Source organism: Brevundimonas sp., assembly GCF_035626975.1.
In the GTDB taxonomy this organism is placed as follows: Bacteria; Pseudomonadota; Alphaproteobacteria; order Caulobacterales; family Caulobacteraceae; genus Brevundimonas.
The window spans coordinates 13,258-39,055 of the sequence record NZ_DASPMQ010000057.1; the positions used below are offsets into that span (position 1 = coordinate 13,258).

Consider the following 25,798-nt stretch of genomic DNA (forward strand, 5'->3'; position numbering starts at 1 on the left):
GGATCAGGCCGGTTCGGCCAGCAGGGCGTCGATCAGCGCCCGCGCCTCGGGGCTCGACCAGTCGGCCTCGCCCGAGAAATGGGCGCGGATGCGGCCCTGCCTGTCGAGCAGGACGGTCTGGGGCATCTTGCCCTCGCCCGGCAATTCGAAGGGCAGCTGGAATTTCATGTCGCTGTACAGCGGCAGGGGCTCGTGCACGTCGATGAAGCTGCGGGCGTCGGCCAGTCCGTCCTCGGTGGCGTCCACATTGATCGGCAGGACCACCAGATCCCGGCCGGCATAGGCCTCGGCCAGACGGGCGAGGGTCGGCATCTCGGTGCGGCAGGGCGCGCACCACATGGCCCAGAGGTTGACGACCACCACCTTGCCCCGGAACTGGGCGAAGGTCGCATCGGCGCCGTCGCGGGTCTTGAAGACATAGGTGGGGGCCGCGGCGAGGGCGGCGGGCGTCTCCAGCCGGGCCAGCGACCCCCTGGCGAACCGGGCCAGCTCGCTTTTGGCCGGCGGTTCGGGCGCCGCGGCTTTGAAGAAGGCGTCGCGATTGGCGTATAGCAACGCAGCGCCGACGATCATGCCGATCACCAGCGCCGCCGCGATCGCTCCTCCCGCCGCCTTCGAGCCCTTCATGACACAGCCTTCCCCACCCGTTGCGACAGTTAAGCCTTCCCCGAACCCGGAAGGTCAAGACATGTGGGGCGGGCGTTTCTCGGCGCGACCCGCCGACATCATGCAGGCGATCAATGTCTCGATCGGCGTGGACCGGCGCCTGTGGGCCCAGGACCTGGCCGGATCGCGGGCGCATTGCCGCATGCTGGCGAAACAGGGAATCCTGACCGCGGCCGACGCCGGGGCCATTCTCGGCGGCCTGGACGCCGTCGAGGCCGAGATCCGCGACGGGAGCTTCCCGTTCCGCGACCAGTTCGAGGACATCCACATGAATGTGGAGGCGCGGCTGGCCGAGCTGATCGGCGAGCCGTCGGGCCGGCTGCACACGGCGCGCAGCCGCAACGATCAGGTGGCCACCGATTTCCGCCTGTGGGTGCGCGACGCCTGCGACGCGGCGGTGGAGCAGCTGAAGGGCTTGCAGCGGACCCTGCTGGCCCGGGCGGAAGAGCACGCCGGCGACCTGATGCCCGGCTTCACCCACCTGCAGCCGGCCCAGCCGGTGACGTTCGGCCACCACCTGATGGCCTATGTCGAGATGTTCGGGCGGGACGCCTCGCGCTTCGCCGACGCCCGGGCGCGGATGAACGAGAACCCGCTGGGCGCCGCGGCCCTGGCCGGATCGCCCTTCCCGATCGACCGGCATATGACGGCGACGGAGCTCGGCTTCGACCGGCCGATGGGCAATTCCCTGGACGCCGTGTCGGACCGCGACTTCGCTCTGGAGAGCCTGGCCGCCGCCTCGATCTGCGCCGGCCACCTGTCCCGGCTGGCCGAGGAGATCGTGGTGTGGATGACCCCGCAGTTCGGCTTCGTCAGCCTGCCGGACGACCTGACCACCGGCAGTTCGATCATGCCGCAGAAGCGCAACCCCGACGCGGCGGAGCTGGTGCGGGCCAAGACGGGCCGGATCCTGGGGTCGCTGGTGGCCCTGTCGACGGTGATGAAGGGCCTGCCGCTGGCCTATTCGAAGGACATGCAGGAGGACAAGCCGCCGGTGTTCGAGGCCTTCGACGCCCTGACGCTGGCGCTGGGGGCAATGACGGCCATGGTCTCGGCCCTGCAGCCCAACGCCGAACGGATGCGCGTCGCGGCCGGATCGGGCTTCTCGACCGCCACCGATCTGGCCGACTGGCTGGTGCGCGAACTGAACCTGCCGTTCCGCAAGGCGCACCATGTCACCGGCGCGGCGGTGAAGCGGGCGGAGAGCCTGGGCGTGGATTTGTCGCAACTGCCGCTGGCCGAACTGCAATCGCTTGAACCCGGGGTCACGGAAGCGGTTTACAAGGTGCTCACTCCCGAGGCTTCCTGCGCCAGCCGCCAAAGTTTCGGGGGCACGGCGCCGGAACAGGTCCGAGCGCGCATCGCCGAGTGGAAGACGCGTCTCGCGTAGAGGGATTGGCATGAAAAAACTCGTTGTCATGGGCGCCGCCGCCCTGATCGCCGTCTCCGCCGCGGGTTGCGGCCGCATGGCCGACCTCGACGCCCCGCCCGCAAAGCGGACCGAGCGCAGCCTGCCCGACGAGCGCGGCCCCGGACCGGTCGAACCCGCGACCGTCTACCGTCCGCCCATCCAGGCGCCGATCGACGGCGGACCCAGCTCGAACCCCTACGGCGGTTCGGGCTCCGGCCCGCGCTAGAGCCTTGCACCATTTCGAGCGGATCGACGGCGCCCTCCACGCCGAGGCGGCGCCGCTGGAGGCGATTGCCGAAGCGGTCGGCACGCCCGTCTACGTCTATTCGACGGCGACCCTGACACGGCACTACGGTCTGCTGCGCGGGGCGGTGGAGGCGCACCGGGCGGCGCTCGGAGACGCCCTGATCGCCTTCGCGGTCAAGGCCAACTCCAACCTGTCGGTGCTGGCGACGCTGGCCCGGCTGGGCTGCGGCGCCGACACCGTCTCGGAGGGCGAGATCCGGCGCGCGCTGAAGGCGGGCATTCCCGGCCAGCGCATCGTCTTCTCGGGCGTGGGCAAGACCGACGCCGAACTGGCCTTCGCCATCGAGGCGGGCGTGCGCCAGATCAATATCGAGAGCGCCGTCGAACTGGACCGGCTGATCGCCGTCGCCGCCGCGAAGGGCGCCGCGCCGGAGATCGCCATCCGGGTCAATCCCAAGATCGGCGCCGGCGGGCATGCGAAGATCACCACCGGCGGGGCGACCGACAAGTTCGGCGTCCCGGCCGAGGAGGCGCCGGCCCTGTACGCCCGCGCCGCCGCCTCGCCGCATGTGACTCCGGTCGGGCTGGCCTGTCATATCGGCAGCCAGATCACCACGCTGGACCCGCTGGAGGCCGCCTTCCGCGCCCTGCGCGAGATGACGCTGGCGCTGCGGGCCGGGGGTCTGTCCGTCAGCCGGCTCGATCTCGGCGGTGGTCTGGGCGTGCCCTATCACGGACAGACGGACCTGCCGTCCATCGCGGATTATGTCGGCCGGGCCGCCGCCGTGCTGGAGGGGCTGGACGTCGAGGCGGCGTTCGAGCCGGGGCGGCTGCTGGCGGCCAACGCCGGGGTGCTGCTGAGCCGGGTGATCCAGGTCAACGCCCGCAGCGACGGCCGCCGCTTCCTGGTGCTGGACGCCGGCATGAACGACCTGATGCGGCCGGCGCTGTACGACGCGTTCCACGACGTCGTGCCGGTGCGCCAGCGGACGGGCGAGGCCGGCGCCTACGATCTGGTCGGGCCGATTTGCGAATCCACCGACGTCTTCGCCCGGGATCGCCAGCTGGCGCCGGTCGAGGCCGGCGACCTGGTGGCCTTCATGGGAGCGGGGGCGTACGGCGCGGTGCTGGCGAGCGAATACAATTCGCGGCCGCTGGTCCCGGAAGTGCTGGTCGACGGCGACCGCTGGGCCGTGGTCCGGGCGCGGCCCTCGTATGAAGAGATGTGGGCCCGCGAGCCGAGGGCCGACTGGCTCGGCTGAGGCAAGTCAGACTCAAAACAGGGTCTGAACAGTCTGAAGAGTCTGACTCACGCGGGTCAGGGCCTCGGGGCGAGGCGATCCGGACGAAAACCAGGGGCCGGGAGTCCGCCGGGTCCGGTTCGGGGGTGGACGACGGGCCTTGGCGGCGCGTCGGGCGGTTCGATTGTCAAAGACCGGACGGTATTATGCGGCGCCCGCTTCCCCCGGCGGGAAGATCGGATCGGGAAAAGGCCAGGGCGTTGATCAGCCGGGATATTTTTGGCTGAACCCGACTATAAATCCGCGGATTGCCAGCACAGCGTCAGGCCTTCCTTCTCCCCTCCGGGGGAGACGGGAGTGACGCCGCCGCGCTCAATCCAGGGCGCAGATATCCGGCAGGCCGCGCAGGGCGCCGGCGTGGTCGAGGCCGTAGCCGACGAGGAAGCGGTTGGGCGCCTCCCAGCCGACGAAGTCCGGCTCGGGCGCGCGCGGCAGCGGCCAGGGCTTCTTGGCGAAGACCACCGTCAGGACCTCGGACGCCCCCGCCCCGGTCGCGATCCGCACGGCCTCGGCCAGCGACAGGCCGGTGTCGAAGACGTCGTCGATGATCAGGACCTTCCTGCCCGCGATCGGGCGCTGGAAGGGCGCATAGACATCGATCTTGCCGCGGCTGGACTGTTCGTCGCCGTAGGAGGCCAGCCACAGGGCGTCGAAACGGACGTTGCGTCCGATCCGGGACAGGGCGCGGGTCAGGTCGGCGGCGAACCACAGACCGCCGGTCAGCAGCACCGCGGCCACGGTCTCGTCGTCGATGACGGGGGCGATCTGACCGGCCAGGTCGGCGACGATGCGCGCGACCTCCGCTTCGGGCAGCAGGACGGAGGGTCGGGGGGTGTCAGCCATGCGAGGCGGATACCGCCTCGAGCCCTTGCGAGTCGATAGCCCCGGGCGCGGCGACGGGCACGGCGTCGATCGGCTGCATGTCGAGCGGCGCGGCGGGGCCGGGCGAAAGGGCGGGACGCAGGCCGACGGCGTCGGCGGTGGGCAGCGGCCGCCGGACCGCGGGCGCGGCGGCGCGCAGCGGCGCGGAAGGGGCCGGCGCGGCAGCGTCCAGCACGAAGGCCACGCCCACGCCCTCGCCCTTGCCGCCGGGATCGGCGATCGTCGCGGCGAACCCCTGGACCTTGCCGGGCAGGACCGGGGCGGCGTCGATGCGCACCACGGCGTGGCCGATCTCGGCCCCCTGGCGGTCCAGCAGGGCGACGCGCACCGGCGGCGCGATCCGCTCCTCGTCGCGGACATTCCTGAGCGCGCCCGAGACCAGCACCTTGCCGGGATCGTTGGGCGCGGCGCGGGCCGAGATCGCCTCGAACTCGAGGCCGGTCGGGTTCACGGTCAGGCCGACGGCGGCATAGGCGGCGGCGGTGCGGGGGGCGATTTCGACCACCTCGACCCGGAACAGCCAGGCGGCGCCCAGGAGGGCCGCGAAGCACGACGCGATGCCCGCCCAGATCGCCCCGTGGGTCGCGGCGCGGCGCAGGCGGCGCTGCTGTTCGGCGCGGGCGCGGAAGGCGCGGGGCAGTTCGGGCGCCCGGGTCTCCGCCAGCGACTCCGGCGCTTCGGGCGAGTCCTCGCGGCGGGCGACGCTGGAGGGCTCGAGCCCCGGCGGCGAAACCGACAACTCCAGCGGCTCCTCCAGCATGGCGCGCCAGGTGTGTTTGCAACTCTTGCAGCGCACCGTGCGGCCGGCGGGGCCGATCGCCTCGTCAGGCGTGAAATAGCTGGTGGCGCAGGACGGGCAGGTCAGTATCATGTGTGCTGACTGAGAGGCGTTCCGCCCCCTCCCGTCGCGGCTTCACGGCCGCGTCCTGACCCAAAATCGATGCCCGTTCAGCCCCGCCGCGCCGCCTTGACCGCCTCCGCGACCGACACCGTCCGCCTCTCGGGCGTGGATTTCGGCTATGCGGACGGCCCAAGCGTGCTGAGGGACGTTAACCTCATATTGCCCGCCGGCTCTTTCCACTTCCTTACCGCCCCGTCGGGAGCCGGAAAGTCGGCGCTGCTGAAGCTGCTGACGCTGGAGGCGCGCCCGGGCGCCGGGCGTCTGGAATTGTTCGGCGACGACGCCGGGACCGCCCCCCGGTCCGCCCTGCCCGGCTTCCGACGGCGCATGGGGGTGGTGTTCCAGGATCTCCGGCTGCTGGACCATCTGTCCGCCTTCGACAACGTGGCCCTGCCGCTGCGGCTGGCGGGTCTGAAGCGGGACGCCTACGCCGCCGACGTCGCGGAGATGCTGGACTGGGTCGGCCTCGGCGACCGCATCGACGACCGGCCGCCGGCCTTGTCGGGCGGCGAGAAGCAGCGGCTGGCCATCGCCCGCGCCGTGGTCAACCGCCCGGACCTTATCCTCGCCGACGAGCCGACCGGCAGCGTCGACGCGGTGATGGGCGAGCGGCTGCTGAAACTGTTCCAGTCGCTGAACCGGCTCGGCGCGACGGTGCTGATCGCCAGCCGCGACGAGGCGCTGGCGGGGCGGGCCGGGGCGGCGGTGCTGCGGCTCGAGGGCGGACGACTGACCGGAGACGGGGCGTGATCCGCTGGCTGACATCGCGCCACGCCGGGATTCTGCCGCGCGACGGCGGGGATCCGTGGCTGGCCGCGGTCATCGCGGTGCTGTGCTGCCTCGCCTGCCTGTCGGCGGTCGGAGCCCTCGCGGCGGACCGGGCGGCGCACGGCTGGGCGCGGCAACTGCGCGGCGAGGCGACGGTGCTGGTCCGGCCGCGGGTCGGCGAAACCGGCGCCGAGGCCGCCGCACGCGCCGCCCAGACCCTGGCCGGCGTCACGGGCGTCGAGGAGGCGGCCGCCATGGACCGCGAAACGGCCGAGGCCCTGTTGCGACCCTGGGTCGGGGACGCCGTCCTGGCCGACCTGCCCCTGCCCCACCTCGTCACCGTGCGCCTCGAGCGCGAGGCGCCGGCCAGCGCCGTGACCCTGAGCCGCGCCCTCGCCGAGGCCGGCGTCGACGCCGCCGTGGACGATCACAGCCTGTGGCGGCGCGAGGTCGAGCGCGCCGCCGCCCTGATCACCGCCCTCGCCGGCGCCGCCTTCCTGCTCACCGCCGGCGCGGCGGGGCTGGCGATCGTCTACGCCACCCGGGCCGGGATGGCGGCCCAGCGGACCCTGATCGAGACCCTGAGCCTGAACGGCGCCCCGGACGGACGCATCGCCGGCCTGTACCAGACCCGCTACGGCCTGCTGGCCGCGGGAGCCGCGACGGCCGGAACGGCCGTGGCCATGGCGCTCGTGGCCGGGCTGAGGGCCCTCGGCGGCGCGGACGGCGTCACCCCCGCCCTGCCCCTGGCGTGGAGCGACGTGCTGATGCTCTCGCCATGCCCCCTGCTGGCCGCTACGGTGGCGCTTGTTGCGGCGCGGATGACCGCGCTGGCGCGTTTGCGGGGCGGTGGTTAAGTTAACGCCATGAAGTTTCTCACCTTCATCGCCATCATCGTCCTGATCTGGCTGGTGGGCCTGTTCGCCTTCGCCGAGCGGGTGCGCGGCTTCACGCCCGCGGCCGAGCCCGCGCGCGCCGACGCCATCGTGGCCCTGACCGGCCCGTCGGCCGAACGGGTCAACGCCGCCATCCGCCTGCTCGAGCAGGACAAGGGCCAGCGGGTGCTGATCTCGGGCGTCAACCGCGAGGTCCGCCGCCAGGAGCTGCGCGCCCTGACGCCGGGGTCGAACAAGCTGTTCAACTGCTGCGTCGACCTGGGCTTCGAGGCCGAGGACACCGTCGGCAACGCCCAGGAGATCGCCGCCTGGGCCGACGCCAAGGGCTATGACAGCCTGATCGTGGTGACCTCCGACTACCATATGCCGCGGGCCCTGACGGAGATCCGGGCGGCGTCGCCGGCGCTGGAGCTGACGCCCTATGCCGTGGAGACGCCGTCGCTGGATGATTCGCGCTGGTGGCGGGCGGCGACGGCGGCGCGGCGGATGACGCTGGAGTATATGAAGTATCTCGCCGCCCTCGGCCGCGCCCTGGTGGGCGGCGGCGCCTATGAGCCGGCGGCCGGGGCCGACGCGCCCGTCGAGAAGGCCGCCTGACGTGACCACCCTGCGCTCGCTCGTTTTCGTGCTGTGGCTCTATCTGTCGATGGCCCTGTTCGCCGTCGGCCTGTCGCCGGCGCTGCTGATGCCCTACCGGCAGGCCATGTGGGTGATCCGCAACTGGTCGCGGTTCGTGCTGTTCGGCCTGCGCTGGATCGTCGGGGTGAAGGTCGAGTTCCGGGGGCTGGAGCACCGTCCCGAGGGCGCCGCCCTGATCGCCGGCAAGCACCAGGGCATGCTCGACGTCATCGCCCCGTTCGCCATCCTTCCGGACAACTGTTTCATCATGAAGAAGGAGCTGCGGCCCCTGCCCTTCTTCGGCTGGTTCGCGTGGAAGACGGGGATGATCGCGGTCGACCGCTCGGCCCATTCGAAGGCGCTGAAGGAGATGGTCAAACAGGCGCGGACGCGGTTCGCCGAGGGGCGGCAGATCCTGATCTTCCCGGAGGGCACGCGCACGCCGGTGGGGGCGGCCCCGGACTACAAGCCCGGCATCGCGGCTCTGTACCGCGATCTGGACTGCCCCTGCGTGCCGATGGCCACCAACTCGGGGGTGCACTGGCCGGCGCACGGGTTCCGGCGGCATCCGGGGACGGTGGTCTATGAATTCCTGCCGGCGATCCCGGCGGGGCTGAAGCGGGCGGAGTTCATGAGCCAGCTGGAAGAGCGGATCGAGGGGGCGTCGGACGCCCTGCTGACGGAGGAACGCCGTGCCCGCCTCCCCGCCTGACGGCCTGCCCCGCTACCGGGTCCTGACCGGACCGGACGACGCCGGCTTCTGCCACCGGGTCAGCGAGATGCTGGATCTGGGCTACCGACTGCACGGCGGGCCGGGCCTGACCTTCGACGGCGAGCGGGTGATCGTGGCCCAGGCCGTGCTCTGGCCGGCCGACTGAGCCCTAGCGCAGCGTCTCCCACGGCAGGGCGTGGACGCGGTCGCGGCCGAGGGCGGCGGCGAGCGGGGGCTCGGCGAACAGGCCCGCGATGGCCGGGTCGCGCACATCCAGGCCGCCGGTGAAGGCGCCGAAGGCGGGCAGGACGGCCCGGCGGCCGTCGGTGACGAAACAGGGACGGCGGACGCCGCGTCCGTAGGCGGCGACGCGGGCGGCGGGGTGGAGGTGGCCGGCGATCTCGCCGGGGCGGACGCCGGGCCGGGGCTCGTGGGTCAGGCGCAGCGAGCCCAGCGCCATGGATTCCACCACCTCCCCCACGAGCGTGTCGAGGCTGCCGGCCAGGGCGGCGATGTCGTGGTTGCCCTCCAGCCAGATCCAGTCGCGGCCCGTCGCCAGACGGTCGAGCCGGGCCTTGTCGTCGGGGGCCATGCGGCCGACCGATTTCGAGTCGTGGAAGCTGTCGCCGAGCAGGACCACCGCCGCCGGCCGCAGGGCGTCGATCTCGGCCTCGAGCCGGTCGAGGGTGGCGCGGCTGTCGTAGGGGGGCAGCATCTGGCCGCGGGCGGCGAAGGCCGAGCCCTTTTCGAGGTGGAGGTCGGCGGCGATCAGGGTGCGGTGGTTGAGCACCCACAGGGCGCCGGAGCAGCGCAGCACGCAGGGCTCGCCCTCGATGTGGACGCGCAGGCCGCCGCTGGGGCAGCGGGCGGGGGACAGGGCCTGGCGCAGGGCGGCGTTCATTGCGCGGCCTCCGCCGGGGCCTCGCCCATGACCTCGGCGATCAGGTCGGCCTCGTCGAAACCATAGGCCGAGGCATCGAGGATCATCTCGGCCGCCTGGCCGCCGCCGACCCGCTCACGGCCGATCTGGACCAGCACCGGGACGCAGAAGGGCGAGGGGCGTTCGAGCCGGACCAGCCGGATATGGCCGTGGATCCGCTCGAGCAGCTGACCGAGGCGCGCCACGTCGAGCAGGCCGGCGGCGGCGTCGGCGCGGGCCGTCTTGAGCAGCAGGTGGTCGGGCTGGTGGCGGCGCAACACGTCGTAGATCAGATCCGTCGAGAAGGTCACCTGCCGGCCGGTCTTCTCGTTCCCCGGCTGGCGCTTCTCGATCAAGCCCGAGATCAGGGCGCAATTGCGGAAGCTGCGCTTCATCATGAAGCTCTCCTCCAGCCAGCTCTCCAGATCGTCGCCGAGCATGTCGGGCTCGAACAGGGCGTCGAGGTCGAGGTCGTCCATCGGCCGGATCGACCAGATGGCCAGGGAATAGTCGGTGCAGACGAAGCCGAGCGGGCCGACGCCGAGCCGGTCCAGCCGCCGGGTCAGCAGCATGCACAGGGTGCCGTGGGCCAGCCCGCCGGCGAACGGATAGGCGACGAGGAAATGCCGGCTGCCGCGCGGGAAGGTCTCGACCAGCAGGGTTTCCGCGTCGGGGATGGCCGACTTGTCCTCCTGCAGCGCCAGCCACTCCTGCACGTCGGGGGGCAGGACGCGCCAGTGGTCGCGGTCCTGGATCATGGCCCGGACCCGGTCGGCCAGCGAGCGCGACATGGGGAACTTTGATCCACCCCAGGACGGGATCTTCGGGTCGCTGTGCTGGGCGTGGGTGACCAGGGCGTCCATGCCGGCGATGGCCTGGAAGGCCCAGACCTGGCCGGCGAAGACGAAGGTGTCGCCGGGGACCATCGGCTCGAAATAGCTTTCCTCGGCCTCGCCGACCTTGCGGCCGCCCATGAGGCGCTGGCCGCGGCGGGAGGCGACGCGGACGTTGAGCGTCGCGGCCGTCACGATGGCGCCGACGTTCATGCGGTGGCGCTGGGCGGTCTGCTGATTGCGCACCTTCCAGCGGCCCTTGCCGTCCCGGACGATGCGGGCGAACCGCTCATAGGTGCGCAGGGCGTAGCCGCCGGTGGCGACCAGATCGACCACCTCCTCGAACTGCTCCCAGGTCAGGCCGCGGTAGGGGCCGCAGCCGGTCACCTCGGCGAACAGGTCCTCCATCGCGAACGGCTCGGAGCAGGCGCAGCCCATGACGTGCTGGGCGAGGGTGTCGAGGGTGCCGGTGTGGACCGGCTCCCAGTCGAAGGCGTTCTCGGCCACGGCCTCGCGGGCGGCCTGGCATTCCAGCATCTCGAAGCGGCTGGCGGGGACCATCAGGGCGCGCGAGGGCTCGTCGAGGCGATGGTTGGCGCGGCCGATGCGCTGCACCAGCCGGGAAGCGCCCTTGGGGGCCGCGAGCTGGATGACCAGGTCGACGTCGCCCCAGTCGATGCCGAGATCGAGGGTCGAGGTGCAGACCACGGCCCGGAGGTCGCCCCGCGCCATGGCGGCCTCGACCTTGCGGCGCTGCTCGGCCGCCAGCGAGCCGTGGTGCAGGGCGATCGGCAGGCTGTCCTCGTTGATGGCCCACAGCCGCTGGAACACGAACTCGGCCTGCCAGCGGGTGTTGACGAAGATCAGGCTCATGCCGGCGCGGCGGATGGCGTCGTAGACCTCGGGAATGGCGTGCTGCCCGGTGTGGCCCGCCCACGGGACCTTGCCCCCGGAGACGAGGACGTCGACCACCGGCGGGGCGCCGGGGTCGCCCTTTACGATCACCACGCTTCCTTCTCCCCCTGGGGGAGAAGGAAGACCGGGGCGAAGCCAGTCCGCGATCATCTCCGGATCATCGACGGTGGCCGACAGGGCCACGCGGCGCATGGCGGGCGCATACTTCTGCAACCGGCCCAGCCCGAGGCTCAGCAGATCCCCGCGCTTGCCGCTCCAGATGGCGTGGACCTCGTCCAGCACCACGCATTTCAGGTCGGCGAAATACGACCTCGCGCCGTCCCAGGCGCAGAACAGGGCCAGCTGCTCGGGGGTTGTCAGCAGGATGTCGGGCGGGAAGTCGCGCTGGCGCTGACGCTTGGACTGTTTGGTATCGCCGGTGCGGCTCTCGACGTGGATGTTCAGCCCGATCTCGCGGATCGGGGTCATCAGGTTGCGCTCGACGTCGGTGGTCAGGGCCTTGAGCGGCGACAGGTAAAGGGTGTGGACGCCCGAGCCCGGCCCGGTCGCCGGCTTTGGTCCCCGCTCCGCCAGTTCGACCAGCGACGGCAGGAACCCAGCCAGGGTCTTGCCGCCGCCGGTGGGCGCGACCAGCAGGGCGTGCGAGCCGGCCTGCGCCGCCGCGATCATCTCCAGCTGGTGCCGGCGCGGGGCCCAGCCGCGGCTGGCGAACCAGTCGGCGAACAGCGGCGGAAGCGTTGCGGGAGCGGGCGGCGGCGTCACGATCCGCCTATAGCATGTTCCCGTTCCGTTTCACGCCCCGACGCGCTATCTGGAGGCGTGTCCATCTCCACCCTCTCCTCCTCCGCCGCCCTGACCGGCGCCGAGCCGTGGCTCGCGCTGCCGCCGGCGCTGGCCGTGCCGCCGGGCGCGGGCGCGATCTGCGACGACGAGGGCGCGCGCAAGATCGGGCGGGGCGCGGCCGAGGGGGTGTTCACCACCGGCCAGGTGCTGGTGGCGCACGCCAGCCTGACGGCGCGGCGGCTGGGGCTGGCGCCGCCGCCGCGGTCGACCGACCTGCTGGACGTGCTGGAGCTGTTCGCCTTCGTGCGGCCGGCGCGGTTCTGCGCGCCCTCGCCGAGCGGACTGGCGCTGGCCATGGGCATGAGCGAGCCGAAGGGGGCGGAGGCGCAGGCCGAGGCGCTGCGACGCGCGGCGGACGGGCTGCTGCGCGAGCTGGCGGAGCCGGCCTATCCGAACCGCGAGGACGCCTTCACCCTGGCCGAGACGCTGGGACGGGCCGGATGGGCGTGGGGATGGCGGGTGCTCGGCGCGCTGCAGCACCAGCCGGTTCGCGAGCGGAACCTGCGCGGCTCGGGCCTCGACGCCTGGTCGCGGCTGGCGGAATGGGAGGACGAGGCGCCGCGCGGCGAGGCCGGGTCGGCGCCGGTGGATTCCGAGAGCGCGCGCATCCGGCTGGAGAAGCTGCTGCAGGCCTCGGGCCTCGACGAGACCCGGCCGACGCAGTCCGACTACGCCGCCGAGGCGGCCTTCGCCTTCTCGCCCCGCAACGAGGAGGGGCGGCCGCGCGTGCTGCTGGCCGAGGCGGGCACGGGCACCGGCAAGACCCTGGGCTATCTGGCGCCGGCCAGCCTGTGGGCCGAGCGCAATTCGGGGGCGGCATGGGTGTCGACCTATACCCGCGCCCTGCAGCGCCAGATCGATCGCGAGAGCGCCGCCCTGTGGCCGGACCCGGTCGAGCGCAAGCGCAAGACCGTGGTGCGCAAGGGGCGCGAAAACTACCTGTGCCTGCTGAACCTGCAGGACATGGTGCAGGCGGCGCAGCTGGGCAACGGCGACCTGATCGGCATGGCCCTGGCCAGCCGCTGGGCGCTGCATACGCGCGACGGCGACATGACCGGCGGCGACTATCCGGGCTGGCTGCCGGGGCTGTTCGCGGTGGGGACCAGCCATCAGGCCAGCGCCGCCAATCTGGTCGACCGGCGCGGCGAATGCGTCCACGCCGCCTGTCCCCACTACCGCACCTGTTTCGTCGAGAAGACCATCCGCGCCAGCCGCCGGGCCGATCTGGTGGTGGCCAACCACGCGCTGGTGATGACCCAGGCGGCCTTCGACGGGGCGCGGTCGGCGCGGGGGCTGAAGCAGGACGGCGAGACGGCGGCGCTGAAGCGGATCGTGTTCGACGAGGGCCACCATCTGTTCGATGCGGCGGACAGCGCCTTCTCGGCCTGCCTTTCGGGACAGGAGGCCGCCGAGCTGCGCCGCTGGCTGCGCGGGCCGGAGGGGCGCGGACGGCGCGGGCGCGGGCTGGAGCAGCGGCTGGGCGACCTGTGCGCCGGCAACGAGGCCGCGACCAAGGCGCTGCAGGACGCGGTGCGGGCCGCTGCCCAGCTGCCCGGAGAAGGGGTGTCGGGCCGGATCGCGCCGGCCTCGGGCGAGGTCAATCCGGTGGGGCCGATCGAGCGCTTCCTGCTGGCGGCGCTGGAGCAGCTGCGGGCCCGGACCAGCGAGAACGCCTCGGGCAGTGGGACGGAGTTCGGCATGGAGTGCGCCCTGCGGCCGGTGACCGATCCGGTATTGGAGACGGCGCGCGAGGCGGCGCAGGCGCTGGCCGCCGTCGAGGCGCCGCTGCTGGCCCTGTCGCGGCATCTGGAGGACATCCTCGACGACGAGGCGGCCGATCTGGACGGGGCGTCGCGGGCGCGGATCGAGGGGGCGCTGCGCGGGCTGGACCGGCGGGCGCGGATGACCCTGCCGGGCTGGCGCTCGATGCTGGCGGCGCTGGAGGTCTCGTCCGACGAGCCGGACCCGGACTTCGTGGACTGGCTGTCGGCGGAGGCGGCGTTCGGGCGGATCATGGACGTGGCGCTGCGCCGGCACTGGATCGACCCGACCGTGCCGCTGGAGGCGGCGGTGATCATGCCGGCGCACGGGGTGCTGGTCACCTCGGCCACCCTGTCCGATCCGTTGTCGGACGATCCGTTCGACATGGCCCGGCTGCGCACCGGTTCGGCGCGGCTGATCGAGCCGGCGCGGACGCTGAAGGTCGAGAGTCCCTTCGACTACGCCGCCAACGCCCGGGTCATCGTCGTCAACGATCTGATCAAGGACGATACGCGCCAGACGGCGGCGGCGATGCGCGAACTGTTCCTCGCCGCGGGCGGCGGCGGGCTGGGCCTGTTCACCGCCATCCGCCGGCTGAAGGCGGTCTATGAGCGGCTGGGGCCGGATCTGGCCAGGGCCGGCCTGCCGCTCTACGCCCAGCATGTCGATCCGCTGGAAGTGGGCGCGCTGGTCGACGTGTTCCGGGCCGAGCAGGACAGCTGCCTGCTGGGCACCGACGCGGTGCGGGACGGGGTCGACGTGCCGGGGCGGAGCCTGCGCATCCTCGCCTTCGACCGGGTGCCGTGGCCGCGGCCCGACCTGCTGCACAAGGCGCGGAGGGCGCGGTTCGGCGGCGAGGGGGCGGGCGGACGCAATTTCGACGACGCCCTGGCGCGGGCGCGGATGGCCCAGGCGTTCGGGCGGCTGATCCGGCGGGCCGACGACAGGGGGGTGTTCGTGATGCTGGACGCCGCCTGTCCCACCCGGCTGTTCGCCAGCCTGCCGCCGGGGACCGAGGTGCAGCGCATGGGACTGGCGGAAGCCGTCGAGCAGGTTGGCGCGTTTCTTGGCTAGTGACGCTACCGCGCTTCGCGCTACTTGAGCGCGGCTAGTGACGCTACCGCGCTTCGCGCCAGTTGAGCGCTGCACTGACGGAGCCTTGATGACCGACGCCGCGCAGACCCCGCCCCGCCACTCCCGCCGCGGCCTGGTCGTCCCGTTCGCCATCGTCGGCGTGCTGCTGGCCGCATGGACCGGCTGGTGGTTCTGGCTGGCGGATCAGATCGAGACCCGGCTGGCGGTGCACGAGCAGGCGCTCAGCGAAGCCGGCTGGCGCGTCTCGCACCAGCCCGTCTCGGTGGGCGGCTGGCCGTTCCGGACCCGCGTGGCCTTTCCGGCGGCGGAGATCGTCGCGCCGTCCGGACACGGCGTCTCGGCCCCCGAACTGGTGGCCGAGGCCAACGCCTGGAACCCGGGACACTGGGTGGTCATCGCGCCCGACGGCCTGACCCTGAGCCGCGCCGGCAAGGGCCGGATCGACATCGGCGGCGACGGCGCCCGGATGAGCGTCAGCCATTTGCGCGACCGCTTCCCCGACCTGCGGGCCGAGCTGATCCGGCCGACCTTCACGCCGAGACCGGACGCCGAACCCTTCCCGATCGCCTCGGCCGAGCACGTCCAGTTCGAGATGCGGCCGCATCTGACCGACGGCGTGGCGGCGACCGATGAGCTCGATGTGCTGTTCCGCCTGATCGAGGCCCGCGGCCGCCCGGGCGGTCCGGTCGAGGGCGCGGCCCGCTCGGGCCGGCTGAGCATGGAGATCGAGGCGACCATCGAGCAGGCCAGCCGGCTGCGCGGCGTCGACAGCGCCGGGGTGTTCGCCAACTGGACCGCCGCCGACGGCCGCTTCACGGGCGTGAGGGGGCGTCTGCTGGCCGGGGAGAGCAGCGCCCGCATCTCCAGCGACGCGCTGTCGGCGCGCGCGGACGGCCGACTGGAGGGGCAACTGGCCCTGACCGCCGAACGGCCCGGGGAGGCCATGGCCGGGCTGGCGGGCTCCCGGTCCGGGGCGGTCAACCGGGTCGCCGCCGCGGGCGCGGCCGCCGCGGCCAGCGCCCAGGGCGACCGGCCGATGGAGTTGGTCCTGCGCTTCCGCGACGGCCGCACCTGGCTGGGGCCGTTCGCCCTGGCGCCGGCGCCGAAGCTGTTCTGATGCTGGCCGAACCTCCCGAGGACCCGGCGCGGCTGGCGCAGGACCGCGCGCTGGTCGAGGCGGTGCGGGCCCGGATGGCGGGCGGGCCGCGCGCCACGCCCGACGCCGACGCCATCGCCTTGCGGGAGGTGCTGAAGGACCTGTCGCCATCGGAGGTCGCCGCCGTCCGCTCGGTGCTGGGGCGGATCGACGCCGCCCACGGCGCGCCGCTGATCGTCTGGGGCCCGGCCAGCCAGGTGCTGGCGGCGGATCGCTACGGCCTCGTCGCCCGCATGGCGGCGAAGCCCGAGGCGGCGCTGGCGGCCGCGCGGGACGGCGCCCGGGCCGTGATGGACCTGACCCCGGCCTCGGCCTGGTGGGGCCGGCTGCTGGCCGAGCCGGAACTGTGCGTCACCGCCGCCCTGCCCGACCACGGCGCCGGCCAGCCGCGCGCCCTGATGGTCGAGCGGGGTCCGTCCGGCCCGACGGGCGACGACCGGACGTTCTGGGTGACCGACAGTCCGCTGTCTGCGGACCGGATCGTCGCCGCGCTCGGCGCCGCAGGGCTGGCCGCCAGTCCGCTGATCGAGGCGGGCGGGTTGAAGCTGTTCGCCCTGGCGGGCTATGTGCAGGCCCGGGACGGGCGGCTCGGGGATGCGCCCGGCTCTCTCAAAGGCGTCATCGGCGCCGCGCCCGTATTCTGATTTCGAGGACTTCCATGACCGACGCACCCGCGCCCAAGCCCGGCATCCTCGACATCGCCCCCTATGTCGGCGGCAAGTCGCGCATCGAGGGCGTGGCCGAGCCGATGAAGCTGTCGTCCAACGAGAACATGCTCGGGGCCGGGCAGATGGCGCGCGAGGCCTATGAGGCGGCGGTCCGCAACATCCACATCTACCCCGACGGGCGGGCGACCAAGCTGCGCACGGCGGTCGCGGATCATCACGGGCTGGAGCCCGACCGGCTGATCTTCGGCAACGGCTCGGACGAGGTCTTCGCCCTGCTGAACCAGTGCTACCTGACCCCGGGCGACAATATCGTCACCGGCCAGTACGGCTTCCTCGCCTACCGGATCAGCGCCCTGGCCAACCAGGCGGCGGTCAAGCTGGCGCCGGAGCCCGGGTTCAAGGCCACGCCCGAGGCCCTGCTGGAGCAGGTCGATGAGCGTACCCGCATCGTCTACGTCTCCAGCCCGTCGAACCCGACCGGCAGCTACAACACCGCCGGGGAGATCCGCCAGCTGCACGAGGGGCTGCGCCCGGACATCCTGCTGGTCATCGACGAGGCCTATGCCGAATACGTCACCGAGCCAGACTGGGAGACCAGCTTCGGCCTGGCGCGCGACAGCGAGAACATCGTCGTCACCCGCACCTTCTCGAAGATTCACGGCCTCGGCGGCCTGCGCATCGGCTTCGGCTATGCGCCGCTGAAGGTGGCCGAGGCGGTCGACCGCATCCGTCTGCCGTTCAACGTCTCGGTGCCCGGCATCGAGGCGGCCGTGGCCGCGCTCGGCGACGAGGCGCACCAGCAGGCCTCGCGCGACCTGATCCACGCCTGGCGGCCGCGCATGACCCAGGCTATCCGCGGGTTCGGCTTCGACGTCCTGCCCAGCGCCGGCAATTTCGTGCTGGTCCGCTTCACCGACGAGACCCGCACCGCCGCCGCCGCCAACGACTACCTGAACTCGAAGGGGATCATCGTGCGGCCGGTCGGCGGCTACGGCCTGCCGGACTGCCTGCGCATCACCATCGGCACCGAGGACCAGAACCGCGCGGTGCTGGACGCCCTGAGCGAATTCGCCGCCAGCTGAAGCCGGGCGTGGCGGCTCGCTCAGCCGCGGCGGAAGACCCGGCTGGCCACCAGCCCCATGAAGGCCGCGAGCAGGACGCACAGCACGCCGTAGGTCCACGGGCGATTGTGGGCGAACTCGAAGATGTCGCGTTCGATTCCGACCTTTTCGACCGTCAGGGTCAGGTTGGAGACGGAGACCGGCTCGCCCTCCTGGAACAGCCAGACCTCGGCGAAATACTGGCCCGTGGGCGCGACGGCGGGCAGTTCGATCTCGGCCCGGAACAGGCCCCGGTCGACGAACTCGACCCCGTCCGGATCGGTATTGTACAGCGCCGCCTCCTCGCGCAGGCGGATGACCGCGCGGCGCCAGTCCAGATAGTCCTCGCCCAGCCGGCTGACGACCACGTCCCGCACGCCGTAGCGGGTGACGGTGCGGCTCTCCTGCGGCGCGTTGATGCGCAGGTGGTCGACCCCGACGCCCAGCCGCCGCAACTGCCCGAAGTCGGCGATATCGCCCAGCGGCCGCGTCGAGGCGGTCATGTAGAAGCCGGGCGCGCCCTCGAACAGCACGGGCCGGCTGTTCAGCCAGACGCCCATGTTGCGGGTCTTCTTGACCAGGCGGACGGGGCTGTCCGGCCCGCGCACCACGACCACCACGTCGGTGGGCGTGTCGGTCGGATTGAACACGGCACCGTACAGCACGATCGAGGCGCCGCGGAAGCTGGAGTCGACCATGACCCGGGCCTCCGTCATCGAGGCGGCGACGCGAACCTGTCCCGTGGTCGCCGTCGATCGTTCGGGCGCGGGGGCCACGATGGCCGGCGGCGGAGGCGGCAGGGCGGCGATCATTTCGCCACCCCGGGCGCGAAGGCGAACAGGTCCGACGGACGCACGAACATCTCCAGCCCCATGTAGATGCCGACCAGCAGGACGATCAGGGCGAGAAGCGCCCGCAGGACGTCGGGCCGGAACCGTCCGGACCACCGGGCCCCGTACTGGGCCCCGACCACGCCGCCGAGCAGCAGGATGGTCGACAGGACGATGTCGACCGTCTGGTTGCGGCCCGCCTGCAGGATGGTGGTCGTGGCGGTGGTGATGATGATCTGGAACAGGCTGGTGCCGACCACCACGCTGGCCTTCATCCGCAGCACATAGAGCATGGCGGGGACGAGGATGAAGCCGCCCCCCACGCCCATGATCGCCGACAGCACGCCGGCGAAGGTCCCGAGGGCGAACGGCGGGATGGCGCTGATGTAGAGGCCGGAGCGCGGGAAGCGCATCCGCAGCGGCAGGCCGTACAGCCACAGCGGGCGGCGGCGTTCCTTGTGCGGCACGACCTCGCCCCGCACCCGGCGCAGGATCTGGCCGAGGCTCTCGTAGAGCATCAACGTGCCGATGGCGCCGAGGAACAGCAGATAGGACAGGGCCACGGCGAGGTCGGCCTGACCCAGCAGGCGCAGGTAGCGGAACAGCTCGACGCCGAGGAGGGCGCCGAGAACGCCGCCGGCCGCCATGACCCCGCCGATGCGGTAGTCGACCGCCTTCTGGCTGGTGTAGCTGATCACGCCGGAGGTCGAGGAGGCCACGACGTGGCTGGCCTGGCTGGCCACCGCGACCGCCGGGGGGATGCCGAGGAAGATCAGGATCGGGGCCATCAGGAAGCCGCCCCCGATGCCGAACAGGCCGGACACGAATCCAACCGTCGCTCCCAGCAGAACCAGGAGCGGCCAGTTCACCGAAACCTCGGCGATCGGCAGATAGATATCCAAAGGACGCGCCTTCGGCTGGAACAGAGGCTAGGCGCCGGAAAGGCGACGGTGAGAGTTTCCTAGACGCATGCCGCGGCCACCGCCACCGTATGCGCCAGATAAGGGCGGGACGGACCCCGCGTCAGGCGAGCGGCTCGACCTGGAAGGCCTCGGCCTCGGCCCGCGCGGAGCTCCGCGCCGAGGCAGGCAGGTCCCCGCGCAGACGCTCGACCGCCGTCTGGGCGTCGGTGTCGCCGGCCCGCGCCGCGATCAGGTACCATTTGTAGGCTTCGGCGAGGTTCGGCTGGATGCCCTGGTCGCCGGTCTCGTACAATTTGGCGACGTTGAACTGGCTGTCGACCAGACCGCTCTCCGCCGCCTTGCGCAGCCAGCCCAGCGCCCCGGCGGGATCCTGGGCGCCGCCGACGCCGTCGAACAGGTACATGCCGTAGGCGTGCATGCCGCGCGCGTCGCCGCTGTCGGCCGCCCGCCGCGCCCACACCCGCGCCTCGCGCGGGCTGGCCGCCAGACCCGCGGCGCCCTCCTGGTAGAGGCCGGCCAGATGCAGTTGCGCGGGCGCGTGGCCGAGGTCGGCCGCCTGTTTCAGCACGTCGACGCCGGTCGCATCGTCGGCGTCGAGCAGTTCGACCGCCCGCCGATACAGGTCGGCGCCCCGGTCGCCGTCTTGCGCCGTCGCCTCGACGGGGGTCGCGGCCAGGGCCGCGATCGGCTGGACCTCATTGTCCCCTCCGATTCCGCCCAGGCCGGGAATGTTCAGGCCGGCGCCGGTCAACTCGCCGAAGGCGTAGGCGCCACCGGCGGTCAGCAGCACGGCCACCGCGGACGCGCCCAGGGCCTTGCGGACCGTGTCGCCGCCCTTGGCCGCCTGCTTGTCCAGCCGCTCCTGCAGCATGGACTTGCCGCCGCGTTTCAGGCCGAAGCCGGAGCGGGCGGCCGGCTCTTCCGGCGTCGACATGGCGGCCCGGGCGGCGTCGATGGCCTGGCGGGTCGATGAAGCGCGGCCTTGGGCCGCCGCGGCGCGCAGCGCCCGCGGATCGACGAAGTCGGTCTCCCCGTCGAAGTCCTCGTGGCCGACGTCCAATGGTCGAGGCGCCGTCGCCGCCAGCGCATCGGACACGTCGGCGCCGCCGAAGCCCTGGCCGAACGGAGCCTGCGCCGCGGCGGGGGCCGGCGAAGGCGTGAAGGCCGGGACATGCGGCGCCGGCCCGACCTCGTCGGCCAGCGAAGGCTCCGGCGCGCGGCTGCCGAACGGCGCCGACGGCGCGGCGTCGGCGGCGGGCCCGCGCATCACGGCGTCGAAGACGGTGTCGGCGGTCAGAACCTGATGACCGGCCCGGGCCGGAGGTTCAGGCTCGGGGGGCGGAGCCAGATCGGCGGACCAGGCCTGCTGCTCGGCGAAGACCGGATCGTCGAAACCGTCGGCGAACGGCGCCTCGGGGAAGGCGGCCTCCGGGAAGGCGGCGGCGCGCCAGTCCGGCTGGGCCGGTTCGGCGGGCGCGGCAGGCGCGGCCGGCGCGGCGCGGCGCCCCATGGTCTCCCGGGTCTCGGCGATCAGGGCGGCGGTGCGCTCCTCCGACAGCCGCATGCGCTCGGCCAGTTCGCCGGAGGCGCGATCGTAGCGCTGCTCGATCCGGGTCGAACTGTCCGCCAGACGGCGGCTGATGTCTTCCAGCGCCTGCTGCGAACGGCGCTCGGACAGGGCGATCCGCTCGCTCAGGCGGTCGGAGATGCGGGTGATCTCTCCGCCCAGCTTTTCGAGCGCGAGCGCGTGGCGATCGTCCGCGGCGACCAGCCGCTGCTCCAGACCCTGGGCGAAGCGGCCCATGTCGGCCTCGACCTTGCGGGTCAGGGTCTCGCCCAGCTGCTCCAGACGCACGGGGGCGTCGGCCTCGATCTGGCCAACGCGGTTGTTGAGGTTCTGGGCGATGCGCAGGACCTCGCGGCCCATGGCCTCCACCGCCTTGGCCGAGCGCTCCTCGGACGCCTTGACCTGTTCGCCGATCGACAGGAGGGCGCGCTCGATGCGGTCCATCCGGCCTTCACTCTCGGCCGTGTCCATCCGGCGCATCAGCTCGGCGCGATTGGCCTCGACCTGACGGCTGAGGGTCTCGGCCAGCTTTTCGAAGCGGGCGGCCTCGCGGACGCCTTCCGGTTCGACACGGGACTCGGCGGCGCGCAGCCGCTGGTCCAGACCGGCGAAGGACCGTTCCAGGCCGCGCAGGGCCTCGGTGGTGCGGCTCTGGGCCTGGTCCAGCCGCTGGCCGACCTGGGCCAGCAGTTCGGCGCCCGCGCCCGGACCGGCGACCTTCTCGACCGCGTCCATCCGCTGGCGCAGTTCGTTGACGCTGCCGCGCTGGCGCTCCTCGATGTCGTAGAGCCGCCCGGCCAACGCTCCCAGCGAGGCCTCGACCTTGCCGAGAGTCTCGGCGGTCTTGGGGCCGATTTCCTGTTCGAACTTGCGCAGCCGGCGATGACCGTCGCGCAGGTCCTCGGCGATGTCGTCGATGCGCCGGCCATAGGCCCGGCCCGCCTCGTCCTGGCTCTCGAGACGACGGACGAGGCCGGCAACCGCCTGGTCGACGCCCTGGATGGCCACGGTCGAGCGACGCTCGGCCGCCTCCAGCTGCGCCGCGATGGTGTCGATGGAGGCGCTCAGCCGCTGCCACGGCTCTTCGGCGGCTCCATAGGCGTCGTCGACGCGGCGGCTGCGCGACCGGCGCTCATAGCTGTCGGCCGCGTGCGACCGGCGCGGCAGGGGCACCACGCCCTCCTCCTCGCCGCCGTCTTCCATGATCATGGTGTTCAGCCACTCGCCCAGCGTCATGCCGGAGCGGCGGGCGAGGTCCTTGGCGATCTCGCGCGCCTTGGGCTCGATGCCCTTTACGCTCCACGGCGCGGCTGCGCTCACTGATTCGCCTCCCGACCTTGTGACTCGACGCTACCCATCCAGATCAGGGGTGTAAACGCGTGGTTAACCCCAAGATGTAGGGTTTGACCCATCTTCCTGTGGAAAGCCCTTACCCTGCTTGGGAGTCTCGCTTTCGATCCGTTAACGACTGGTGAAGATTAACGCTTCGGAAAGAACTCCGATCCGTCAGCGCAAAAGCGAGGGTTGCACCGGGATCGCCCGTCGACGCTTGCGCGCGCGCGCCGCACGGGCCACTTGGCGGCGATGAGCCTGCCCCTGACCCTCGCCCTGACCGTCGCCGTCCTGGCCCTGGCCGTCTTCGCCGGCTGGCGGGGGTCGCGCCCCTCACAGCCGCATCTCGGCGTCCGGATGATCCCGTGGCGGCTGGTCATGATCCTGGCCGGCGCCGTCGTATTCCTGCTGCTCGTCCACCTGGCGGTCCTGCTCGGCATGCCGCAGCGGCCCTATTAGGGAACCGCCGCCTCGCCGGAGCCATTCCTGATCCAGCCCCGAAAGATCAGGAGACGCGACAGACGGACAGGGTTCTGACCGCCGCCGAGGCCGAGGAAGAGTTCTGGGACCATCTCGGCCAGCACGCCGTCGGCATGCTGGGCCTCGACCAGCCCGGCTATCACAGCCAGCCGATGACCGCCTTCCGCGACGAGGACAGCGGGGCGATCTGGTTCTTCACCCGCGACGACACCGACCTGGCGCGGGACGCGGCGTTGCCCGACCAGCCGGCCCGGTTCGACTACAGTTCGGCGAAAGACCAGGAGGTCTGGGCCTCGATCCACGGCACGCTGTCGGTCTCGCACGACCGGGAGAAGATCGACCGCTACTGGAACTCCGTCGTGGCGGCCTGGTATCCGGACGGCAAGGACGACGCGCACCTGACCCTGCTGCGCTTCGACCCCGAGGACGGACGCATCTGGGTCTCGAAGAAGGGGCCGATCCGGTTCTTCCACGAGATCGCGAAGGCCCGGCTGACGAAGCGGCTTCCGGACGAGGGCGGGGTGGCGGACGTCCGGTTCCACTGACGTCGCGGCGCCCGGGACCGGCGAAGGCGTCAGCCCGCGAAACACCACGCCAGCACGGCCTTCTGGGCGTGGATACGGTTCTCGGCCTCGTCCCAGACAAGGGAACGGGGGCCGTCGATGACCGCGTCGGTGACCTCCTCGCCGCGGTGGGCCGGCAAGCAGTGCAGGAAGACTGCGTCGCCGGCGGCGGCGTTCATCAGGGCGTCATCGACGCCGTAACCCTCGAAGGCCTCGAGCCGGGCCTCGTAATCCTGGTCGCCCATCGACACCCAGGTGTCGGTGACCACCACGTCGGCGCCGCGCACCGCCTCGTGCGGATCGCCGGTCAGGGTGACGTGGTTTCCGCCCTTGGCGAGGTCGTGCAGGTCCGGGTGGTAGTCGGCCGGACAGGCGACGTTGAGGTGGAAGCCCAGCTTCGGGGCCGCGTGCATGAAGCTGTGGCAGACATTGTTGCCGTCGCCGACCCAGGCGATGGTCTTGCCGGCGATCGGACCGCGGGCCTCCTCGATGGTCATGATGTCGGCGAGAATCTGGCACGGGTGCGAGCGGTCGGTCAGGCCGTTGATCACCGGCACCGTGGCGACGCGGGCGAAGCGCTCGACGTCCTCGTGGTCGTTGGCGCGGATCATCACCGCATCGACCATGCGCGACAGGACCCGGGCGGTGTCCTCGACCGGCTCGCCGCGGCCCAGCTGCATGTCGCCGGCGTTGGCGATGATCGAGGCCCCGCCCAGCTGGCGGATGGCGGCGTCGAAGCTGAAGCGGGTGCGGGTCGAGTTCTTCTCGAACACCATGGCCAGGACGCGGTCCCTCGCCGGGGCGTCGGCGTCGACGCGGCCCCGCGGCCAGCCCTCGCGCGCCCGTTTGCGGGCGTGGGCGTCGTCGAGGATGGCGCGAAGCTCTTCGGCTTCGAGGCGGTACAGGTCGAGGAAGTGGCGGACCATCGGTCCCTCCGATCTATCAGGCCGGCCTATCAGGCCGCGATCTTGCCGCGCGCGACCTCGCAGGTGCGTTCGAAGCGTTCGACCGCCTCGCGCGCCTCTTCGAGGGTCAGGTTGAGCGGGGGCAGGATGCGGACGCAGTTGTCGCCGCCGCCGGCGACCAGCAGCTGCTGCGCGTCGCGGGCCCAGCCCATGAATTCGCGGTTGTTGGGGACCAGTTTGACCCCGATCAGCAGGCCCTTGCCGCGCACGTCGACGATGATGTCGGGGAAACGCTGGGCGAGGCCGTGCAGCTGCTGCTTCAGATAGCCGGCGATCTCGTTGACGTGGGCCAGGGTGGCGGGCTTCGAGATCTCCGCGAAGGCGGCCTGGCCGACGGCCATGGCCAGCGGATTGCCGCCGAAGGTCGAGCCGTGCACGCCGACGGTCATGCCCGTGGCCGCTTCCTTCGTGGCCAGGCAGGCGCCGATGGGGAAGCCGCCGCCCAGCGCCTTGGCGATGGCCATGATGTCGGGCGTCATGCCGGCCCATTCGTGGGCCCACAGCTTTCCGGTCCGGCCCATGCCGCACTGGACCTCGTCGAAGATGATCAGCACGCCGTTGTCGTCGGCCATCTGACGCATCCAGCGCAGATCCTCGTCCGGCGCGGCGCGGCAGCCGCCCTCGCCCTGCACGGGTTCGAGGATGACGGCGGCGGTGGTCGGGCTGCGGAACGCCGCCTCCAGCGCCTCGCGGTCACCCCAGACCAGCTGGTGGAAGCCCTCCATCGGCGGGCCGAAGCCGTTGGTGTAGCTGGGGTTGGCGGCGGCGTTGATGGCGCCGTAGGTGCGGCCGTGGAACGAGCCGTCGAAGCCGTAGATGTCGATCCGCTCGGGCTGGCCCTTGGCCGAGTGGTATTTCCGCGCCGTCTTCAGGGCGCACTCGACCGCCTCGGTGCCCGAGTTGGTGAAGAAGACCACGTCGGCGAAGCTCTTCTCGCACAGGGCGTCGGCCAGCGCTTCCTGGCCGGGAATCTTGAAGATGTTGGAGACGTGCCAGAGCTTTTCGGCCTGGTCCTTGACCGCCTGGACCAGCACCGGATGGGCGTGGCCGAGGGCGTTGGTCGAGATGCCCATGACGCAGTCGAGGTATTCCGTGCCGTCCTTGGCCCACAGACGCGCGCCCTGACCACGATCCACCTCCAGCGGCGCGCGGTTGTAGACACCCATCAGATGTTCAGTGGACACGGGGCAGGCCTCCAAAAGCGAGACGGCCCCGGCGCCGGAGAGCGTCGGGACCGCTTGAAAAAGGGTCAGGCCTTGTCGGACGGAGGACGGGGTTAGTCAACACCGTCACAGGCAAGGGTCGGCGCCGCTTCCTGCGAAGCGGTGTGGGGAGGGTGCGGGGCGGCCGGGCCTCGCCCGGTGCTGAATGTGTTTTACCGTTTCGACGAGGTGACCGCCCCGCGTGGCCGTTTTCCACCCGCCCGTCGATTGCCGGCCCTTCTCGG

24 protein-coding genes are annotated in these 25,798 nt (G+C 72.0%); 14 read left to right on the top strand and 10 right to left on the bottom strand.

Annotated features, from left to right (window positions below; genetic code table 11):
• Window positions 1–3: 3 nt before the first annotated feature.
• Complete coding sequence (locus VEB62_RS14845) at window positions 4–627, bottom strand: TlpA family protein disulfide reductase (RefSeq protein WP_324801357.1); 624 nt, start codon at window positions 625–627, stop codon at window positions 4–6.
• A gap of 61 nt (window positions 628–688) precedes the next feature.
• Between VEB62_RS14845 and argH the strand changes: the two genes are divergently transcribed.
• From argH to lysA, 3 genes are read left to right on the top strand one after another with little or no spacing between them, the layout of a single operon-like run.
• Window positions 689–2,056 carry an argininosuccinate lyase gene (gene argH / locus VEB62_RS14850; protein ID WP_324801360.1) on the top strand — a complete coding sequence of 456 codons (1,368 nt, stop codon included), beginning with the start codon at window positions 689–691 and terminating at the stop codon, window positions 2,054–2,056.
• 10 nt (window positions 2,057–2,066) lie between these two features.
• Window positions 2,067–2,303, top strand: coding sequence for a hypothetical protein (locus tag VEB62_RS14855; RefSeq protein WP_324801364.1), 237 nt, complete (start codon window positions 2,067–2,069; stop codon window positions 2,301–2,303).
• Window positions 2,304–2,307: 4 nt separating this feature from the next.
• Window positions 2,308–3,585, top strand: coding sequence for a diaminopimelate decarboxylase (lysA, locus tag VEB62_RS14860; protein ID WP_324801367.1), 1,278 nt, complete (start codon window positions 2,308–2,310; stop codon window positions 3,583–3,585).
• A 351-nt stretch (window positions 3,586–3,936) separates the two neighbouring features.
• Here the strand turns inward: lysA and VEB62_RS14865 are convergent, their stop codons facing one another.
• Together VEB62_RS14865 and VEB62_RS14870 are read right to left on the bottom strand one after the other, a co-directional pair.
• Window positions 3,937–4,467 carry a phosphoribosyltransferase gene (locus VEB62_RS14865; protein ID WP_324801370.1) on the bottom strand — a complete coding sequence of 177 codons (531 nt, stop codon included), beginning with the start codon at window positions 4,465–4,467 and terminating at the stop codon, window positions 3,937–3,939.
• Window positions 4,460–5,377 carry an MJ0042-type zinc finger domain-containing protein gene (locus VEB62_RS14870; RefSeq protein WP_324801373.1) on the bottom strand — a complete coding sequence of 306 codons (918 nt, stop codon included), beginning with the start codon at window positions 5,375–5,377 and terminating at the stop codon, window positions 4,460–4,462. The genes VEB62_RS14865 and VEB62_RS14870 overlap by 8 nt, the downstream gene beginning before the upstream one ends.
• A 69-nt stretch (window positions 5,378–5,446) precedes the next feature.
• Between VEB62_RS14870 and VEB62_RS14875 the strand changes: the two genes are divergently transcribed.
• Genes VEB62_RS14875 through VEB62_RS14895 form a run of 5 tightly spaced genes read left to right on the top strand, consistent with a single transcriptional unit; the run spans window position 5,447 to window position 8,567 of the window.
• The gene (locus tag VEB62_RS14875; protein WP_324801376.1) at window positions 5,447–6,157 is read left to right on the top strand and encodes a cell division ATP-binding protein FtsE; all 711 of its coding nucleotides are present in this window, start codon (window positions 5,447–5,449) and stop codon (window positions 6,155–6,157) included.
• Window positions 6,154–7,032, top strand: coding sequence for a cell division protein FtsX (locus tag VEB62_RS14880; protein ID WP_324801381.1), 879 nt, complete (start codon window positions 6,154–6,156; stop codon window positions 7,030–7,032). The genes VEB62_RS14875 and VEB62_RS14880 overlap by 4 nt, the downstream gene beginning before the upstream one ends.
• Before the next feature lie 9 nt (window positions 7,033–7,041).
• A complete protein-coding gene (locus tag VEB62_RS14885; RefSeq protein WP_324801384.1) occupies window positions 7,042–7,668 on the top strand; it encodes a YdcF family protein in 627 nt (208 codons plus the stop codon).
• Between the two features lies 1 nt (window position 7,669).
• Entirely contained in the window at window positions 7,670–8,401 is a 732-nt protein-coding gene (locus tag VEB62_RS14890) for a lysophospholipid acyltransferase family protein (protein WP_324801387.1), read from the top strand.
• Window positions 8,382–8,567 (top strand): DUF1737 domain-containing protein, encoded by a 186-nt coding sequence (locus VEB62_RS14895; RefSeq protein ID WP_324801390.1) that lies wholly within the window; start codon window positions 8,382–8,384, stop codon window positions 8,565–8,567. The genes VEB62_RS14890 and VEB62_RS14895 overlap by 20 nt, the downstream gene beginning before the upstream one ends.
• Window positions 8,568–8,570: 3 nt before the next feature.
• Here the strand turns inward: VEB62_RS14895 and pdeM are convergent, their stop codons facing one another.
• On the bottom strand, window positions 8,571–9,302 hold the full coding sequence (gene pdeM, locus VEB62_RS14900; protein WP_324801392.1) for a ligase-associated DNA damage response endonuclease PdeM: 732 nt from the start codon (window positions 9,300–9,302) through the stop codon (window positions 8,571–8,573).
• On the bottom strand, window positions 9,299–11,830 hold the full coding sequence (locus VEB62_RS14905) for a ligase-associated DNA damage response DEXH box helicase (protein WP_324801396.1): 2,532 nt from the start codon (window positions 11,828–11,830) through the stop codon (window positions 9,299–9,301). Before VEB62_RS14905 ends, pdeM begins: the two co-directional genes overlap by 4 nt.
• 57 nt (window positions 11,831–11,887) lie before the next feature.
• Between VEB62_RS14905 and VEB62_RS14910 the strand changes: the two genes are divergently transcribed.
• The 4 genes from VEB62_RS14910 to hisC all read left to right on the top strand — a co-directional run bounded on the left by VEB62_RS14910 (window position 11,888) and on the right by hisC (window position 17,673).
• Window positions 11,888–14,746: an ATP-dependent DNA helicase gene (locus VEB62_RS14910; RefSeq protein WP_324801399.1), complete on the top strand. Its 2,859-nt coding sequence runs from the start codon at window positions 11,888–11,890 to the stop codon at window positions 14,744–14,746.
• 88 nt (window positions 14,747–14,834) lie between these two features.
• On the top strand, window positions 14,835–15,884 hold the full coding sequence (locus VEB62_RS14915) for a DUF2125 domain-containing protein (RefSeq protein ID WP_324801401.1): 1,050 nt from the start codon (window positions 14,835–14,837) through the stop codon (window positions 15,882–15,884).
• Entirely contained in the window at window positions 15,884–16,567 is a 684-nt protein-coding gene (locus VEB62_RS14920) for a hypothetical protein (protein ID WP_324801403.1), read from the top strand. The genes VEB62_RS14915 and VEB62_RS14920 overlap by 1 nt, the downstream gene beginning before the upstream one ends.
• Before the next feature lie 14 nt (window positions 16,568–16,581).
• On the top strand, window positions 16,582–17,673 hold the full coding sequence (hisC, locus tag VEB62_RS14925; RefSeq protein WP_324801405.1) for a histidinol-phosphate transaminase: 1,092 nt from the start codon (window positions 16,582–16,584) through the stop codon (window positions 17,671–17,673).
• A gap of 20 nt (window positions 17,674–17,693) precedes the next feature.
• Here hisC and VEB62_RS14930 read toward each other — a convergent pair whose 3' ends face one another.
• The 3 genes from VEB62_RS14930 to VEB62_RS14940 form a co-directional block, all read right to left on the bottom strand.
• Window positions 17,694–18,503, bottom strand: a complete 810-nt coding sequence (locus tag VEB62_RS14930) for a TIGR02186 family protein (RefSeq protein ID WP_324801408.1) — start codon at window positions 18,501–18,503, stop codon at window positions 17,694–17,696.
• Entirely contained in the window at window positions 18,500–19,423 is a 924-nt protein-coding gene (locus tag VEB62_RS14935) for a sulfite exporter TauE/SafE family protein (RefSeq protein ID WP_324801411.1), read from the bottom strand. Before VEB62_RS14935 ends, VEB62_RS14930 begins: the two co-directional genes overlap by 4 nt.
• Window positions 19,424–19,544: 121 nt before the next feature.
• Entirely contained in the window at window positions 19,545–22,331 is a 2,787-nt protein-coding gene (locus VEB62_RS14940) for an SEL1-like repeat protein (RefSeq protein WP_324801413.1), read from the bottom strand.
• A gap of 264 nt (window positions 22,332–22,595) precedes the next feature.
• Here VEB62_RS14940 and VEB62_RS14945 point away from each other — a divergent pair, with 264 nt between their 5' ends.
• A complete protein-coding gene (locus VEB62_RS14945; RefSeq protein WP_324801416.1) occupies window positions 22,596–22,802 on the top strand; it encodes a hypothetical protein in 207 nt (68 codons plus the stop codon).
• A 74-nt stretch (window positions 22,803–22,876) separates the two neighbouring features.
• Entirely contained in the window at window positions 22,877–23,368 is a 492-nt protein-coding gene (locus VEB62_RS14950; protein WP_324801428.1) for a pyridoxamine 5'-phosphate oxidase family protein, read from the top strand.
• A gap of 29 nt (window positions 23,369–23,397) precedes the next feature.
• On the opposite strand, the gene argF is transcribed toward VEB62_RS14950, so the two are convergent.
• Together argF and VEB62_RS14960 are read right to left on the bottom strand one after the other, a co-directional pair.
• On the bottom strand, window positions 23,398–24,312 hold the full coding sequence (gene argF / locus VEB62_RS14955) for an ornithine carbamoyltransferase (RefSeq protein WP_324801419.1): 915 nt from the start codon (window positions 24,310–24,312) through the stop codon (window positions 23,398–23,400).
• Window positions 24,313–24,341: 29 nt separating this feature from the next.
• Window positions 24,342–25,535 carry an aspartate aminotransferase family protein gene (locus VEB62_RS14960; protein WP_324801422.1) on the bottom strand — a complete coding sequence of 398 codons (1,194 nt, stop codon included), beginning with the start codon at window positions 25,533–25,535 and terminating at the stop codon, window positions 24,342–24,344.
• Between the last annotated feature and the right edge of the window lie 263 nt (window positions 25,536–25,798).